The 15,455-nt window shown below is 41.9% G+C and carries 16 protein-coding genes; 8 read left to right on the top strand and 8 right to left on the bottom strand.

The features are described from left to right. Positions 1 to 177: 177 nt before the first annotated feature. Together AC59IL_RS31685 and AC59IL_RS31680 are read right to left on the bottom strand one after the other, a co-directional pair. A complete protein-coding gene (locus AC59IL_RS31685; protein ID WP_496556266.1) occupies positions 178 to 462 on the bottom strand; it encodes a hypothetical protein in 285 nt (94 codons plus the stop codon). Positions 463 to 931: 469 nt separating this feature from the next. Next, positions 932 to 1,477: an RNA polymerase sigma-70 factor gene (locus AC59IL_RS31680; protein WP_496556265.1), complete on the bottom strand. Its 546-nt coding sequence runs from the start codon at positions 1,475 to 1,477 to the stop codon at positions 932 to 934. Positions 1,478 to 2,011: 534 nt separating this feature from the next. Between AC59IL_RS31680 and AC59IL_RS31675 the strand changes: the two genes are divergently transcribed. The 3 genes from AC59IL_RS31675 to AC59IL_RS31665 all read left to right on the top strand — a co-directional run bounded on the left by AC59IL_RS31675 (position 2,012) and on the right by AC59IL_RS31665 (position 4,126). Beyond that, complete coding sequence (locus AC59IL_RS31675; protein WP_496556264.1) at positions 2,012 to 2,251, top strand: helix-turn-helix domain-containing protein; 240 nt, start codon at positions 2,012 to 2,014, stop codon at positions 2,249 to 2,251. 414 nt (positions 2,252 to 2,665) lie between these two features. After that, entirely contained in the window at positions 2,666 to 3,442 is a 777-nt protein-coding gene (gene ku, locus AC59IL_RS31670) for a non-homologous end joining protein Ku (RefSeq protein ID WP_496556263.1), read from the top strand. A gap of 183 nt (positions 3,443 to 3,625) precedes the next feature. Beyond that, complete coding sequence (locus AC59IL_RS31665) at positions 3,626 to 4,126, top strand: ferritin family protein (RefSeq protein WP_496556262.1); 501 nt, start codon at positions 3,626 to 3,628, stop codon at positions 4,124 to 4,126. A gap of 108 nt (positions 4,127 to 4,234) precedes the next feature. Here the strand turns inward: AC59IL_RS31665 and ligD are convergent, their stop codons facing one another. From ligD to AC59IL_RS31640, 5 genes are all read right to left on the bottom strand, one after another. Then, positions 4,235 to 6,982 (bottom strand): DNA ligase D, encoded by a 2,748-nt coding sequence (gene ligD, locus AC59IL_RS31660; RefSeq protein WP_496556261.1) that lies wholly within the window; start codon positions 6,980 to 6,982, stop codon positions 4,235 to 4,237. Between the two features lie 81 nt (positions 6,983 to 7,063). Next, complete coding sequence (locus tag AC59IL_RS31655) at positions 7,064 to 8,026, bottom strand: alpha/beta fold hydrolase (RefSeq protein WP_496556260.1); 963 nt, start codon at positions 8,024 to 8,026, stop codon at positions 7,064 to 7,066. Positions 8,027 to 8,132: 106 nt separating this feature from the next. Further along, the gene (locus AC59IL_RS31650; RefSeq protein WP_496556259.1) at positions 8,133 to 8,393 is read right to left on the bottom strand and encodes a hypothetical protein; all 261 of its coding nucleotides are present in this window, start codon (positions 8,391 to 8,393) and stop codon (positions 8,133 to 8,135) included. 82 nt (positions 8,394 to 8,475) lie between these two features. Beyond that, positions 8,476 to 8,796, bottom strand: a complete 321-nt coding sequence (locus AC59IL_RS31645; RefSeq protein WP_496556258.1) for a hypothetical protein — start codon at positions 8,794 to 8,796, stop codon at positions 8,476 to 8,478. Between the two features lie 96 nt (positions 8,797 to 8,892). Further along, complete coding sequence (locus tag AC59IL_RS31640; RefSeq protein WP_496556257.1) at positions 8,893 to 9,426, bottom strand: cupin; 534 nt, start codon at positions 9,424 to 9,426, stop codon at positions 8,893 to 8,895. A 490-nt stretch (positions 9,427 to 9,916) separates the two neighbouring features. Here AC59IL_RS31640 and AC59IL_RS31635 point away from each other — a divergent pair, with 490 nt between their 5' ends. From AC59IL_RS31635 to AC59IL_RS31620, 4 genes are all read left to right on the top strand, one after another. After that, complete coding sequence (locus AC59IL_RS31635) at positions 9,917 to 10,162, top strand: hypothetical protein (protein ID WP_496556256.1); 246 nt, start codon at positions 9,917 to 9,919, stop codon at positions 10,160 to 10,162. After that, positions 10,146 to 11,894 carry a glycoside hydrolase family 13 protein gene (locus AC59IL_RS31630; protein ID WP_496556255.1) on the top strand — a complete coding sequence of 583 codons (1,749 nt, stop codon included), beginning with the start codon at positions 10,146 to 10,148 and terminating at the stop codon, positions 11,892 to 11,894. Before AC59IL_RS31635 ends, AC59IL_RS31630 begins: the two co-directional genes overlap by 17 nt. Positions 11,895 to 12,065: 171 nt before the next feature. Continuing rightward, complete coding sequence (locus AC59IL_RS31625; protein ID WP_496556254.1) at positions 12,066 to 13,061, top strand: Gfo/Idh/MocA family protein; 996 nt, start codon at positions 12,066 to 12,068, stop codon at positions 13,059 to 13,061. Continuing rightward, positions 13,042 to 13,887: an alpha/beta fold hydrolase gene (locus AC59IL_RS31620; RefSeq protein ID WP_496556253.1), complete on the top strand. Its 846-nt coding sequence runs from the start codon at positions 13,042 to 13,044 to the stop codon at positions 13,885 to 13,887. The genes AC59IL_RS31625 and AC59IL_RS31620 overlap by 20 nt, the downstream gene beginning before the upstream one ends. A gap of 102 nt (positions 13,888 to 13,989) precedes the next feature. Here AC59IL_RS31620 and AC59IL_RS31615 read toward each other — a convergent pair whose 3' ends face one another. Then, positions 13,990 to 14,910: a hypothetical protein gene (locus AC59IL_RS31615; protein WP_496556252.1), complete on the bottom strand. Its 921-nt coding sequence runs from the start codon at positions 14,908 to 14,910 to the stop codon at positions 13,990 to 13,992. Between the two features lie 131 nt (positions 14,911 to 15,041). Here AC59IL_RS31615 and AC59IL_RS31610 point away from each other — a divergent pair, with 131 nt between their 5' ends. After that, positions 15,042 to 15,404 (top strand): DUF3175 domain-containing protein, encoded by a 363-nt coding sequence (locus AC59IL_RS31610; RefSeq protein WP_496556251.1) that lies wholly within the window; start codon positions 15,042 to 15,044, stop codon positions 15,402 to 15,404. Positions 15,405 to 15,455: the final 51 nt, after the last annotated feature.

The raw sequence follows: 15,455 nt of genomic DNA, 5'->3' as shown, positions 1-15,455 counted from the left end.
AACCAATGGTTTTAAAATAGCAAAAAGAGCAAAAAAGAAAATCGGGAGATCTTTTTTGCTCTTTTTCAGTTCCTGGCAATACAATACCCAGGTTCATGCTGAACCTGTATGCAGTTGCTTAATCAGGCTTTTTCATTTTCAAATTTGTACATTTCATTCTGCCTGCGGCGGAACAAATTACTCATCATCCTCCTCTTCGTAATAAGCATCCTGGTTGTCATTGTAAACTGCTTCCCATTCTTTAACTTTTTCATCGCTCAGCAGTTCCAGGATGTCGAAAATAGGATCAGCTTTCTTTTTCCAAAGTAGTACCGGCATATCTTCATACTGTGTGATATACAGGCACTGATCTGTTTCCACCGTTATTTTGATTAGTGTTACAGGTTCGTCTTCTTTTTCCTGTATCAGATAATAACAGCCGGGCTCTAATAATGCATACGAATACATACTAATATCCTCCACCTTTTTTTAAGTTTCAAAAAAGAAGAATCAACAGGCAGCAAACAGAATATAATGGGTAGTGTACGTTCTCGTTCTACTGAATTTAATGGGCCGGGTAGTGTAGTATAATGGGATGTGTAAGTAAAGTTTGTTCGTTCGATTACCGTACGTATCAAAATTAGGATAAATAATGACATCCGCCGTATTCGCCCGGCCCCGCGGCCGGAATTTATAAAATATTCAAAGTTGTTTATTGAAAATCAGTGTTTTATGTGTTTTTGGCAAAACACCCGGGATTATTTGATTGATGAAATTTAATTTTTTCAACTTTCTATTCACAAGTGAACTTTTGCTCAACTTTAGCTGCCGGAGGCAACAAATGAGCATTAAAAATGTTCGTAAACTTATTAAATTAATTCTCAGGGTTTGACCTTCAATTGGTCAGTGGAGCAAAATTGATAGTACAAGGGCGTACAGGTGACGGCCTGCCTTAATAACATACCTGCGCCCTGGTTCGCATCAGCTGAATACCTCTGAACTTTTGGTTTTTTACGGTGTGAACCGAAATGCGTAATCGCCGGGCAATTTGCTGGTTGCTCATACCCCCGATAAAGCTCATCAACACAATTTTGCGGCATTCCACCGGTAACGATTCAACAATGCAGTATACCTGACGCATCACCTCGGTGCGCGTAATGTGGTTCAATACGTGATCGTCGAAATGATCTGATAATACAAGCAGGTCGGCTTTTGTAGCAGCCTCGTATCGCCGGTGGTGTAAATGGTTCAAACAGGCGTTGCGGGTACTGATGTACAGATACGATTTCACGGCAGGCAGCGAATTGAAATGCTTTTGTTTCTTCCAGTACCTGAGAAATATCTCCGTTACAATATCTTCGGCCGCGAATTCATCACGGATCAGTTTTCGCGCAAAAAACACCAGCGAACGATAAAAATGATTAAAGGTAGTTGCAAAGGCGACGGATTCATCCACATGCCATTGGCCCACGCCATTGCCGGATTTTGATATGTGCATACAAAAGGTTTATTCTTCTGAACAGAACCTCAAATTGCACTGTGGTTGGGTAGTTTAATAAAAGGGAAATCCATTTGTTGGTTAACCCCATAGCTGATTACGCTAAGGTTTAAGCGACAAATAGTGAACAGCCCTGAAAAAATTCTGGCGTGAGACTCACCATATCTGGTTATCAGGTACTGGCATACCCTTGCGCGCAGATAAGTGAGCTCACGCCAAAAGACGTGAGCTATTCACTTATCATCCTGCGCTTTGTGAAAATCGCCAGATTTTGATAACAGGATGAAAGCGAATGCTATAAAATGCGATCTGTTTGTGAAATTACTTTCTATAGCACCGCTGTTGTTGTTGTGAAAGGAATAGTATAGTTATACTATCGTATGTGTCAAGAACTGTATGATGATACTTGTGTGTGTAAAATAGTATCACCACACTATAAAAGGCAAAGATAAGGAAAAAGTATAATGTAGGGTTATTAACCCACAACAATTAGATGATTTTCGGTGATATTACCCCGTTTTTTAATTCCGTATAATGGGTAAAGCGGAAGACAAAGAGTTGTTAAAGAAAATAGGCGATACTTTAAAAAAAATCAGATTGGGCAAAGGCTTAAGCTTGCGCGATCTGGCCGCTAATTGCTCTATCGATTACAGCGATATTGGCAAAATTGAGCGTGGCGAGGTCAATGCTACCATGCTTACCATGCATCAGCTTGCCCAGGGCCTCGATGTGCCGTTGTACATGTTGTTTATGTATGAAGAACGGCAATCGTGAATCGGCAAACGCGAAACGTAAAACGGCAAAATCCCTCTAACTCCTGCCATCACTGTTAACTAATCAACCTGTTAACGTTTCAACTCATCAACGGGTTAACTTTCTTACTTCCTGCTTCCTGAGCCTTGAGCCTTGTGCCTTGTGCTTTAAGCAGTATATCTTTCCAAAATCAAATCCACAATAGCCTTGGCCGATTGTACCTACGGGCAGGTCATTTTTTAAATAATTATAATTTGACATAAATCATTTCTGTGCAAAAAAATACCCATTTTGCAGCGTTTTACCGGGAAAAATGGCCTTAGAAGTATTGAAGAGACAGGATTTAAACTACTCAGCCGAATTTGCATCAAACACCTGCTTGTTTTAGTTACTTTCAATTGGCATAAAAGTTTCAGCACTTTTAAAAAGACTATTATGCGAGCTATTTGGACGGGGGCCATCGGTTTTGGGTTGGTAAACATTCCCGTAAAACTATACAGCGCAACACAGGCCAGCGAGCTGGATCTTGATATGCTTGATAAAAAAGATCATGAAAGAATTCGTTTTCATCGTGTAAATGAAAAAACAGGAAAGCAGGTGGCCTGGGAAAATATCGTTCGTGGATACAATTTAGACGGCCAATATGTGGTATTGACAGACGAAGATTTTCAGAAAGTACGACCCGAAAAAAATAAGATCATTACCATCAATGAATTTGTTGATGAAAAAGAGATCGATACCATTCATTACGAAAGTCCGTATTACCTGGCGCCTGAAAAGAATGGTGTAAAAGCGTATAATCTGTTGCGTGAGGCACTCGAAGAAACCGGTAAAGTGGGATTAGGTACTTACGTATTGCGTAATAAAGAAAGCTTAGGACTGATAAAACCGCATGAAGATATCATCGTACTAAATAAGATCCGTTTTGCCGAAGAAATACGCGATACATCGGAACTGGATGTAAAACCCTCAAAAAGTAATCCGCAGGAATTAAAGATGGCTATCGCGCTGATCAACCAGTTAACCGGTGATTTTGATATTAAGCAATATAAAGACACTTATTCAACCGAACTGTTAAAGCTGATTAAGAACAAGGCAAAAGGCAAAAAAATACCTGCTCCTTCAATGCGCGTAGTGCATTCGCGCTCAAAAGACCTTATGGAACAACTGAAAGCGAGCCTGGAGAAAAAAGGGCGTAAAGCCGCCTCGTAAAGGCCCGACCAATATACTACTCATTCAAGGGATAGGCAACTATCTTTGTTGACCGTATTTTTACTAACGTTGCTTGTTAATGATTTACTAAACGGTGTGCCATATTCGCCAGCCGGTGAACTATTCAACGTCTGTTACAATATAGGGAATGATTTTTTATGTACAAAACAAAACTTCACGCTTGTGGAATATCAACAAATAGCAGAAATTTTAAATGACCTGGCAACTATTAACCGCGAACGGGCTAAGGCTTATGAAGAAGCATCTTTTCTGAATTTCATATTCAACCTTGAATTGCGGGGCACTTTTGCATTGCTTGCCAATCAAAGCCGGCAAAACAATTTTGCATTGCGTCAGTATATGGAGCAAATGCCTATACGAAACAATAATTCGAATGCAAAAAAGCCTTTGCCACAGCTCACTTTTGGCGATTTGTATAATCAGTGGAAAGACCTGGGTGTTTCTTTTTCGGGCCCTAATATTTACGATATGCTTTCAAGCAGTGAGCAGGGCGAAGAGGGCATTCAGATCATTTACAATAAGGCCATTGAGCAATTGCCTTCCGGCGATTTGCAAAACATGCTCGAAAACCAGTTACGCGGATTACAAAACTCGCATAGCATTGTGAAAGGTATTTTGAACAACCCGCAAAAAATGCCGCAGAAGATTAAGAAGTCTTCTTAGTAAATATCGAATGTTGAATATTAAATGTAGAATGTTGAAGTGCAAAACAACTTCATCATTTATTATTGGATATTCAGTATTCGATATTTATAGAGTTTTTGCGGGAAATTATCCTTTGAGCCCCAACTTAGTCAGTACTTTTTTCAATTGAATGCCTTTACCAAGCACCGGTTTGAAAATATCGCCTACTTCTTTGGCGCGGTCGTACATGTTGTTTATAGTAAAATCCTTTATATGTAATCCTTTCTTTACTTCATCCCAATGCAACGGGGCCGAGGCAGTGGCGCCCGGTTTGGGACGCAACGAGTAGGGCGCCGCTATGGTTTGAATAGACCGGTTCTGCAAATAATCGAGGTATATTTTATTTTTTCTTTTAGCCGGACTGCGTTCAAGACTTGTAAACGTTGGAATTTCCTGGTGAACAAATGTTACCATTAATTCGGCCAGTTGTTTCGACTGATCGTAATCGTAGGCTGCGTTCAGCGGAATATAAATATGCAACCCGGTTGAACCGGATGTTTTACAATACGTATCTATCTCCAGCTCATCGGCCAGTTGTTTTACTACCAGCGCTGCTTCAATCACTTTGTCGAAACTTATGTTACCGGGGTCAAGATCTATCACGCACCAGGATGGATTATCGGGTTTATGTATGGTGCTGTGCCAGGGGTTCATTTCAATGCAACCGAGGTTGGCCATGTATAGCAGGGTAGCTTCGTCGGTACATACCAGATATTGTTTTTGCTGACCTTCGGTTTCATAATCATGCCTCTTGATCCAGTCGGCCACTTTGCCGGTTACATCTTTCTGATAGAATCCCGGCTTTTTTATTCCATTCGGAAAACGGTTCATCGATTGCGGACGGTCTTTCATATAAGGCATAATGTATGGGGCCATCTGGTAATAATAATTCAGCATATCACGCTTCGTTATCTTTTCATCGGGCCAGTATATTTTATCGAGATTGGTAAAAGTGAGTTCTTCTTTGTTGATGATCACCACCTGTTCTTTAACCGTATCATCCAAAAAGCCTTGTTTTGAAACTTTTGTTTTTGAAACTGCGGCGGATGCTGTTCCTTTTGAAGGGGATTTCTTTTTGACGGTTTTTGTTTGCATTGTAGCGGAAGTTTTTTTGTTAGCAGATGGGCTTTCTTTTTCAATGGCATCGGGATCGGCATGAATGGCTTTTTCGCGATGCACCTCCATGGCATCTTTATCTTCCCGCAGCCCCATAAAAATGGGCTGCCGCAGTATGTTATCTTTCGTCCATTCAGAAAATTTTACCTCGCAAACCAGCACAGGTTTTACCCAGGTAACGGGCATGTTGGTTTTGGGTTTGGTGGCAAAAGGCGATTGCTGAGTAATGAGGGGCTTAAGCTTTTTATAAATATCACCGAGTGATTTTTCGGTAAAGCCCGAGCCGGTGTGCCCAGTATATTTCAGTTCATTGTTTTCATAAACGCCCAGCACAAGCGCTCCGAAATGGGTACGGCTGCCACGCGTGGCGGTAAACCCCGCGATCACTACTTCCTGCCGTTGGGTTGCTTTGATCTTTAACCATTGACGGGTTCGTACCGCAGGCGTATAAGCGCTATCTACATTTTTTGCCATGATGCCTTCGAGTCCCTGCTTCGAAGCAGCTTCAAAAAAATTACGGCCGTTGGTTGTTACATGATCGCTGAAACGGATCATATCGTGTTCGGGTAATATATGCTGCAATATTTCCTTGCGCTCATGTAGCGGCAGGTGCATTACATTGTACCCATCGATCCATAAAATATCAAATACATAATACACCAGCTCGCCGGCGCCTGTTTTTTGCCATTGCTGCAGTAACTGAAAATCGCCTTTGCCATCTTCGTTCAGGGCAACGATTTCGCCATCGAGCAGGGCGTTCAGCTGCAGTGTGCCCAGTGCCTCTGCCACAGGGGCAAACTTGCTGTTAAAAGAAAGGTTCTTGCGCGACATAATGGTTACATCGCTTTCTTCAATATAGGCGAGCGCCCGGTAGCCATCCCATTTAATTTCGAATAACCAGTCTTTATCATTGAATGGCGCTGAGCTTAGGGTCGATAGCATAGGAATAACATCAGCGGGCATTGTGCTGTGTTTGCCTTTTTTTATAAGGCTTTCTATTTCGGGCGGGACTTTTTTTTTAACACGTTTCTTTTTCGCTGATGATGCTTTGGTAGAAGCCTTTTTGGGAGCGGCTTTTTTAGCTGATTTTTTATCCCGCGCTCCCGCGGAACTTTTTTTGTTGCTGATCCATTCGTTATTGCTTTCTTTGGCAACCTGTTCGATCTTCATGCCCGATACAACCGATTTATCTTTTTTGGTGATATCTTCTTTGGTAGCGTACTCGTCGTTTTTCTTGATCAGCAGCCAGGCATTCTCTTCGCGGCCTTTCACCTGTACAAGGGCGAAGGAGCCTTTTAATTTTTTGCCGTGCAGGGTAATTTTAAGTGATCCGTTTTTTAACTGGCTTAATAAATCTTTCGTGTATTTTTTCCCTTTTTCTTCCCAATCCATTGCTTCATAGGTGCCTTCGTCCCAAACAATAACGGTTCCGGCGCCATAGTTGCCGGGTGGTATAATACCTTCAAAGTCTTTGTAATCGTAAGGGTGATCTTCCACCATCATGGCAAGCCGTTTATCTTCAGGGTTCATGGAAGGACCTTTGGGAACGGCCCATGATTTTAATACCCCTTCCATTTCAAGGCGAAAGTCGTAATGCAGGCGCGATGCGTCGTGTTTCTGAACAACAAAATGAAGGTTTCCGCCGGAAGCCTTTTTTTTCCCTTCCGGCTCAGGTGTTTTTTTAAACGACCGTTTCTTTTTATATGTGGCGAGACTCATATAGCAGCATGCATAAAAGTTATGCCATCTCTATTGTTACCGGTTTCCTGTTCCCGGTATCCGGTATCTGGTACCTGGTAACTACTTAATGAAGGTAAGCAGAATCTGCTGAAACTGTTGCAGGTCCTGGATGTGCGGTATATGGCCGATGCCGGGTAATTCAACCAGCAGGGCATTGGGAATTTGTTCTTTTGTTTTTTTGGCCAGCGCGGGATATTGGCCGTATCTTTTTTTATCGTCGTCGCTCAACAGGGCTTTACCTACCACGGTGCGGTCTTCGGTACCGATCATTAACAGTGTAGGAGCCGAAATGTGGTCCCATTCATAACAAACCGGTTGTTCGTAAATCATTTGATAAGTAACTGCATTTATCCAGGCAATGCGGGTAAATTCGGTGCTTTTCAAGGCATCGGCCTGTGCCTGTACATACTGTTCGTATTCGGGTTTCCATTGCGGGTAATATGTTTGCTGGTATTTTTTGTACGATTCGTAGTTGGCTGATTTTTCTTTTTCGAATAGTTGCTCTGTTGTTTGATACGGCACAAACTTTCTATAATCTTCGAGCCCGATGGGGTCTTCGAGTATTAATCTTTCTACTTTGCCGGGATACAGCATGGCAAAGCGGGCTGCCAGCATACCACCCATGGAATGCCCAACCACATAAACTTTTTGAACCTGCAGCGAATCGAGCAGCTGGTTCATGGCATACGACAGTAAATGAAAGCTGTAATGTAAATCGGTTTTATCTGACCGCCCCCAGCCGGGTTGATCGGGTACAATTACCCGGTAGCCTGCTTTTACCAAAAAAGCCATTACATCTTTCCAGTAATAGCCGTTGAAATTTTTTCCGTGCAGCAGTATAACGGTTTTGTGCCAGGCCGAATCGGGTTTCGCGTCCATGTAGGCTATCTGTACCGGTTTGTTTTCAAGCGAAATACTGAATTTTTGCACAGGGTATGGATATTCTACCTGTGCCTGCGAATAAGCGGTGGGAAGCAGGCACATCACAACGATTAAAAATTTTGGATAATGTTTATATAGCATAGGTATTTTATAGTTCCGGGCATAAAATTACGGGTGTTGAGTTAAGTTGATAAGTTAAAAAGTTGAAAAGTTAACCAGTTAACAAGTCAACTGATTAACTTTTCAACTAATCCTGATCTGAAATAATCATTTCTTTAATCATATCAATCAATTCATTCAGCTGCCGGGGATCCATAATTGCTTTTTTTTGTGTCATTTCCGCTTCATTAAACAATACATCTCCCTGCTGTGTAAGGGTAAACAAATAATTGCCATCACTTAACACATCAAAAACAATCAGGTCGCCGTAATCTTTTTCCTGGATCTGGCAGGACATGGTTTTACCGCTTACCGATACCTGCAGCGTTTTTGTTTGCAATTCTTCCATAACCTGCGTTTTTAGTTAAGAATGTAAGACAAGCAGATAATGTTCCAGGCATCCGATGAGTAACCATCGGATGCTTTACTTATTAATGAAATATCTCCTGTTCTTCACGTTCCTGAACGGGAAGCTTTTTTATAAGATCGTCGTAATTACCATCATCCTGCGTACTATAGGCGCCATAGGCATCCATGGTATATCCAATAGTGCCGTCTTTGGCCTGTATGAGGTAAACAATAGATGAGTCGCCGGGATCTGAAGCGCCTTCAAAACGATAGGTTTTGATAATAGTCAGATCTTCGACCTTATAGGTTTTACCATTTACGGTAAAGCCATCTTCAGTAATCATAAATTCATTATCCTGATGCTGTTGCCTGAGTTTTTCAAGAACAGCTGTTAATGTTGTCATTTCGGATGGTTTTGTTTCCATAACTGTGGGCTTTTAGGTGAATGAATCAAAATGCAATCGTCAATAAGCAATTGGCAAATTGAAACCTGTATGCTGTTATTGCCTATTGCTTGTTGCCAATTGCTTATTGGACCAGTATTCAAATAACATACCCTCTTTACCAAATACAGGGTCTGTATCGGGCAAGGGCACCTGTTTTATGTTTTCATCTACATGCGGATGTTCATCGGGCGTTCCATAATTAATGTCGTAATCTGCTCCACCCGGATAACCGCCTGCACAACTAAAATCTTCCGACGCGCCTACATTTTTATGTGTTACACCCGCGGGTAATATCAGCACATCTCCCTTTGTAACTTTAACTATCTGTCCGTTTTCACCACCGAGCATTACATTACAATGCCCGCTGATAATGCCAAGGGCTTCGTGTGTAATGCTGTGATAATGGTGGTACGAATAAATGCCGTCGGTCCAGGTATTGCCCCAGTTGTTTTGCTCAAATAATTTCTGAACAAATTTCCCGCCTTTTTCATTGGGCACCTGCAGCACATTTTTATACAACAATACCGGCAATAGGGCATTGTTGGGAAAACCATCGTTCTTCTTCAATATAAATTGTTCAATTTCCACGATCGTATCATTTTAGCTTGAAAAAATCATTTGTTCATTGAATTATAAAGTGTGGCTTGCAGCGTAGTTTTCGATTGTAATAAAGTGCTTTTGTATATATTCAAAAACCTGTACCACGCTAAAACACTGAATCAGAGTTTATTTTAGGGGGCAGTTTATATTGATGAAATATTTCTACACCAAAATTGTCTGAGGCACGGGCTAATTAACAATAAAGGGCAGTTAAAGGAAAACCGGCATGGCACGGGTTTTTCAGTTTATATAGTAGTCGATAATTTTTTCCCTCAGGTAGTTTAATTTGTCAGAAGAATTGAACGATCCTGTATACGATCAGTAACGGGAAAAAAATATCACAGCCCCGGGTAAAACCGGGGTTTTTTATTTAAACAGGTTGAAAATGATGTAGAAGCATTTCCCCGGAAACAGGCACGGCATTTATAGAAATTTTTAGATTGAAATATTACCTGATTTTACCGCTAAAAATTTTTTTATGAAAGAAGAACTAACCTGGTATTCGCAGTATATAACTTATGCGGGACCCCGCCAGCCTAAGCCATCTTCGGGCGATGATGAAAAAGACGTATCTGAAGAAGAAGATGATGATGAATATACCGAAGAGGTTTGGGGTGATGAAGATGATGAAGGCGATGAATATGAAGATGAAGATGAGTGGGAAGAAGATGAACAGGAACACACTGAAAGCATTTATACAGAAGAAGATGATGATGCCGAATAACACCGTAACGGAAAAAGAATTACCGGAAATAGTAAACAGGGAATGGTGGAAAGAAGTAATCGTTTACCAGCTTTATCCGCGAAGTTTTAAAGACAGTGATGGTGATGGCGTAGGCGATTTGAAAGGTATTTTGTCGAAGCTGGATTATTTAAAAAGTCTGGGCATTGGCGCCATTTGGTTAAATCCCATCTATGCTTCTCCCAACGATGATAATGGCTACGACATCAGCAATTATTACGACATAATGAAGGAGTTCGGCTCCATGGAAGATTTCGATGCCCTGCTGAAAGGATTGCACGATTGCGGAATTCGTTTGATCATGGACCTTGTGGTGAACCATACCAGCGATGAACATCCGTGGTTTGTTGAAGCCCGTAAATCGCGCGATAACCCTTTCCGCGATTATTATCACTGGTGGCCGGCCGAAAAAGGCAATCCGCCTTCACGGTTCAGCTTCTTTGATCCGCATGGCAGTGGCTGGGCCTACGACGAAACAACCGATTCTTATTATCTGCATATCTTCTCAAAAAAACAACCCGATCTGAACTGGGAATGCGAAGCAGTACGGAAAGAAATTTATAAAATGATGCGTTTCTGGTTCGATAAAGGCGTAGATGGTTTCCGGCTCGATGCTATTTCGTATATATCAAAAGATCATAGCTACCCGGCGGTGAACAAAAAAGATCTGAAAGAAAAATACCGCGGCGACTGGTCTTATTTCTATGCTAAAGGCCCGCATTTGCATGAGTACCTTAAAGAAATGCATTGCGAAACGTTTAACCATTACGATGTGGTGACCATTGCCGAAATTCCCGGTATTCAAAAAAACGAAGCATTGTTGTTTGTGCATGCCGATCGTAAGGAATTGCATATGATGTATCACTTCGAAGGAATGGGTATCGATAGGGCCAGCAAAGGTTTTAAAAGTCCGAACCCCGATGGATATAAGCTCACCGATTTTAAAAGGGTATATACCGAATGGGACCATGTATTTGAGCGCGAAGGCTGGGGCACCATTTATCTTGGCAACCACGATCAGCCGCGAATGCTGACACGTTGGGGGAATGATAGCCCTGAGTTCAGGGCCATATCTGCCAAAATGCTGATAACTTTTTTACTTACCATGCGCGCAACACCTATTTTTTATAATGGTGATGAGCTGGGCATGCGCAATATCGGGTTCGATAAAATAGAAGATTACCGTGATGTTGAAACCATCGCCATGTATAATTACATTAAGAATAAGAAATCGAATCCCAAACGGTTTTTGCAGGATATGAAATTAACGGCCCGCGATAACAGCCGAACACCATTTCAATGGAATGCAACGCCTAATGCCGGATTCACTACAGGAAAACCCTGGATTGCCATCAATGAAGATCATGTATTCGTAAACCAGGAAGCACAGGAGGCCGATGAAAATTCGGTATTGAATTATTTCAGAAAACTGGCCCGTTTGCGTCAAAGCGAACTGGTGTTTATTTACGGATATTATACTTTGTATGATGACGGTCATCAGCAGGTATATGCGTATACACGCACGCTTGGAAAACAGGGCCTGCTTATTGTTTTAAATTTTTCGAAAGAACCTGTTACCTGGCATATTCCCGATCCATTGATGGTAAAAGAAACGCCCCTGATAAACAACGAAACCTCCCTGCAATTCAATCATCAGGCCAGTGATTTAACCCTGTTGCCGTACCAGGCGCTGATATTTGAACTCACACCTTAAGGCACAAAAAAAGCAATAAACAACAGGCAATTGGCAATTGACAAAAATAGTACAGCAGTGTTGCTATTTGCCTATTACTCATTGTCAATTGCCCATTGCTTGTTGCCAGTTGCCTATTGATTATTGGCTTCCTGCTGGCATATATGTTGAATTAATGCATTAAAACAATGTATGGGCGAATTTAAATGGGGCATTATCGGCCCGGGACAAATTGCAACGGAGTTTGCCGATGATTTAAAGCTCACGGAAAATAAAGGGCAGGTTATTCAATCTGTTTTAGGTCATACATTAAATCAGGCAAGGGCATTTGCCGAAGAAAAAAAGGCGCCGCAATATTTCGATAAGCCCGATGCATTTTTACAGCAAAGCAATTTAAATGCAGTGTACGTTGCTACCCCGCATACGCTTCATCACGATGAAGTATTACAATGCCTTGCCCATAAAATTCCGGTGCTATGCGAAAAGCCGCTGGCCATTAACAGGCAGCAGGTAAAAGAAATGATCGACGCTTCGGAAAAGAACAAAACCTTTTTAATGGAAGGTATGTGGATACGTTTCTTGCCCAGCATTAAAAAAGTTTTATCTCTCATAGATGAAGACGCTATTGGTAACATACAATGTGTTAAAGCCGACATGAGTTACCGGGCGCCGCATGATCCCGATAACCGGTTTTTTGATCCTGAAAAGGGTGGTGGTTCTTTGCTCGATCTGGGCATTTATCCGGTGTATCTGGCTCACCTGTTGCTCGGCAGGCCCAACAGTATTCAGGCATGGGCGCGGTTAACCAATAAATTTATCGATGAAGGTTGTGCAGCGTTGTTTCATTATGCCAATGGCGCCTATGCAGTTATTGAATCATCGCTGGTTATGCAAACTGAGTGGGAAGCCACCATTTATGGCGACAAAGGAAAGATTCGCATCCTGCGACCCTGGAATGAAATGCCTTCGGCTATTGAAGTTGAAGTATATGATGGAAAAAAAACAACGCATCATTGTAAGTGGGAGGGAAGGGGATTGCAATATGAAATCGACGAAGTGTATGCATGTATACAAAAAGGAAAAATTGAAAGCGAACATTTTTGTCATCATTTCAGTCTTGACCTGATGGATACCATGGATGAAATAAGACGGCAAACGGGAATTCAATATGCAGAAGACAGTTTATAGTTTGAAGTTTGTGGTGTATCTTGATAACATGAAAAAAGTCATTGGCACATTTCTTCTTTTGCTGGTTAACGGTCTGTTAATTGCTCAAACCGATAGTACTTCGGGTTATTATACTTCTTTCGACAATTCAAAGATCTGGTATGAAGTGAAGGGAACCGGTGCTCCTGTGGTACTGGTGCATGGCTTTATTGTTAATGGCGATACCTGGAAGAAGACTGCCTTGTATACCGATCTGCTAAAAGCGGGTTATAAGGTGATATCGTTCGATATGCGTGGCAATGGGAAATCAGATAAGCCGCATGATGCTGCCGCCTATGCCAATGATGCAGAAGCAAAGGATATTATGGGATTACTGAACATGTTGAACATAAAAAAGTACGATGTGATCGGTTATTCGAGGGGATCGATCATCACCAGCCGTTTGCTGGTGCTCGATGAAAGAGTTAATAAAGCCGTATTAGGTGGCATGGGAACCGATTTTACCGATCCTGAATGGCCGCGCCGCAAATTATTTTACAGGGCATTATCGGGCGATACAGTTGCCGAGCTGGCGCCGGTGGTTAATTATGTAAAAAAATCGGGGCTCGATCAACAGGCGCTGGCCTTATTGCAAAAAGAACAGCCATCAACCTCAAAGGAAACTTTGCGAACCATAAAGCAACCGGTACTGGTTGTTTGCGGCAGTGAAGATAGTGATAATGGTTCTGCCGCACAGCTGGCAAAACTTTTTAAACAGGGCGTTTATAAAACGGTTCCCGGCGATCATAACAATGCCGCCCGAACACCTGAATTTTCATCAGCCATTATTGGGTTTTTGAAGCAATAGCTTTTACCTGTAATGTTGCAGCCTGTGTTTCAAGTTACAGGGGGTAGAGGCAGGCATTCCCTGTAACATGCAACCTGGAACTTGTAGCGCCCTGAGCCATTCTCACTGCATCAACTCCAGCTTCAGATTCCGCAGTATCGTGAAAGGCATGGTTGTTTGGCAATTGGCGTATTGATCATCACAAAAAACTTTTACGTTAAGGGTCAGGCGGTTCACCATGGCAGCCTCTTTTATTTTTCCATCTTTTTGTTGAATGGTACTTTTTATTATAAAATGCTCTCTGCCATACATAATATTGACCCGGTTATTACCAACCGGCTGTACCATTTGAAAATTGTTCATAGTGTCGCCTGCTACCGGCTTTTTCATGTCTTCAGTTAAAAAGGATAAACAGCTGTTTGCCGGAGGCAGAAAGCTGGTTTCTAATAATGCGTTCTCTTTATTTATATCATTTAGAATGACCTGGATAGACAAACAATCATTTCCTTTCAGAATATTTTTTCCGTTTGAAAAATCGCCAATGGTCGTTTCTTTTTTTACATAAACATCTCCCGGCTTTTTTAATTCGCTGATGCCCAGTTTTGGGCTTACAGCTACAAAGAAGGTATTGAAATCGGTTATTTCGCCGGTCATGCTGCTAATATCAAGTTTGGGTATGTCGAGCCGGCCCTTTGCATGCAGCGAAATACGATAGGGCTTAACTTTTAACGCCTCGGCTGTTTCATCGGTAGTGTCTTTTGGGGTGATTACTTTTTTCGACAGCCAGCGCACTTCATCGTAGGGTATGCCGGCGCTGTCGGTAACTACCTGTAATTCGCACACCGCTATGATGGTCGATTGCCAGTCGCCATTATGTTCTACATGGGTGGTAAGCCGGTAGCGATAGCGTTCGCCCGTTTTGTATTTTCTTTCAGGAAAAATTCTTTCCGGGGCTTTTTTTGTTTGCGATAAACAGAATAACGGTTGGCCAAAACCGATAATTGTAAAGTATATCAGGCTTGTAAGGAAAGGCATCGTTCGCATAAACTAAATATAATTAAAACTGCCCGTATTATTAAACAGACAATCCAACAGTTCTTTTTAGTCAAATAGATTTAAGATGCCAACTGTTACCGGCTGGTATTAAGGTTGCATCATTTTTATAAAAATTATATATGTCAGCAGCAATAGCTAAAAAGAAGAAAAAAGCCACCACCGCACGTAAAAAAAGCGCTACAAAACGGGGCGCCAAAAAAACAGCCCCGGTAAAAAAATGGTCGCGCCGGGTAATGCAAACCAGTGATGCCTTAGACCTTGAATCGGGCGTATTCAAATCAAAAGACCCCAAAAAAATAGCCCGTTCTCTGAAGCGGTCGGCCGAAAAAAGCAAACGTAGAAAAGGCACACCGTTTCAGTCGGCCATGTCGATGCTTAATTTCTATATCAACAGGGCAGGAAAAACACTCAGCGCCAAAGAAAAGCAACCGCTTGAAAAGGCGAAGATGGAGTTACGTAAATTATTTGGGAAGGAAGAGTAGAGCGAACGAAATCAATGTCCGGTCCGAAAGAAGCACACCGTTAATGTAACT

The organism is Niastella sp. sgz303648 (assembly GCF_059587045.1).
Note: the sequence above shows the minus strand (reverse complement) of the source record. Positions and strands in the feature narration are given on the sequence as shown.

Coding starts and splice junctions, on each gene's coding strand:
- AC59IL_RS31645 (WP_496556258.1), bottom strand. CDS start 8,796: ATGACAACATTAACAGCTGTTCTTGAAAAACTCAGGCAACAGCATCAG.
- AC59IL_RS31680 (WP_496556265.1), bottom strand. CDS start 1,477: ATGCACATATCAAAATCCGGCAATGGCGTGGGCCAATGGCATGTGGAT.
- AC59IL_RS31615 (WP_496556252.1), bottom strand. CDS start 14,910: ATGCGAACGATGCCTTTCCTTACAAGCCTGATATACTTTACAATTATC.
- AC59IL_RS31630 (WP_496556255.1), top strand. CDS start 10,146: ATGATGATGCCGAATAACACCGTAACGGAAAAAGAATTACCGGAAATA.
- AC59IL_RS31675 (WP_496556264.1), top strand. CDS start 2,012: ATGGGTAAAGCGGAAGACAAAGAGTTGTTAAAGAAAATAGGCGATACT.
- ligD (WP_496556261.1), bottom strand. CDS start 6,982: ATGAGTCTCGCCACATATAAAAAGAAACGGTCGTTTAAAAAAACACCT.
- AC59IL_RS31610 (WP_496556251.1), top strand. CDS start 15,042: ATGTCAGCAGCAATAGCTAAAAAGAAGAAAAAAGCCACCACCGCACGT.
- AC59IL_RS31650 (WP_496556259.1), bottom strand. CDS start 8,393: ATGGAAGAATTGCAAACAAAAACGCTGCAGGTATCGGTAAGCGGTAAA.
- AC59IL_RS31655 (WP_496556260.1), bottom strand. CDS start 8,026: ATGCTATATAAACATTATCCAAAATTTTTAATCGTTGTGATGTGCCTG.
- AC59IL_RS31635 (WP_496556256.1), top strand. CDS start 9,917: ATGAAAGAAGAACTAACCTGGTATTCGCAGTATATAACTTATGCGGGA.
- AC59IL_RS31620 (WP_496556253.1), top strand. CDS start 13,042: ATGCAGAAGACAGTTTATAGTTTGAAGTTTGTGGTGTATCTTGATAAC.
- AC59IL_RS31625 (WP_496556254.1), top strand. CDS start 12,066: ATGGGCGAATTTAAATGGGGCATTATCGGCCCGGGACAAATTGCAACG.
- ku (WP_496556263.1), top strand. CDS start 2,666: ATGCGAGCTATTTGGACGGGGGCCATCGGTTTTGGGTTGGTAAACATT.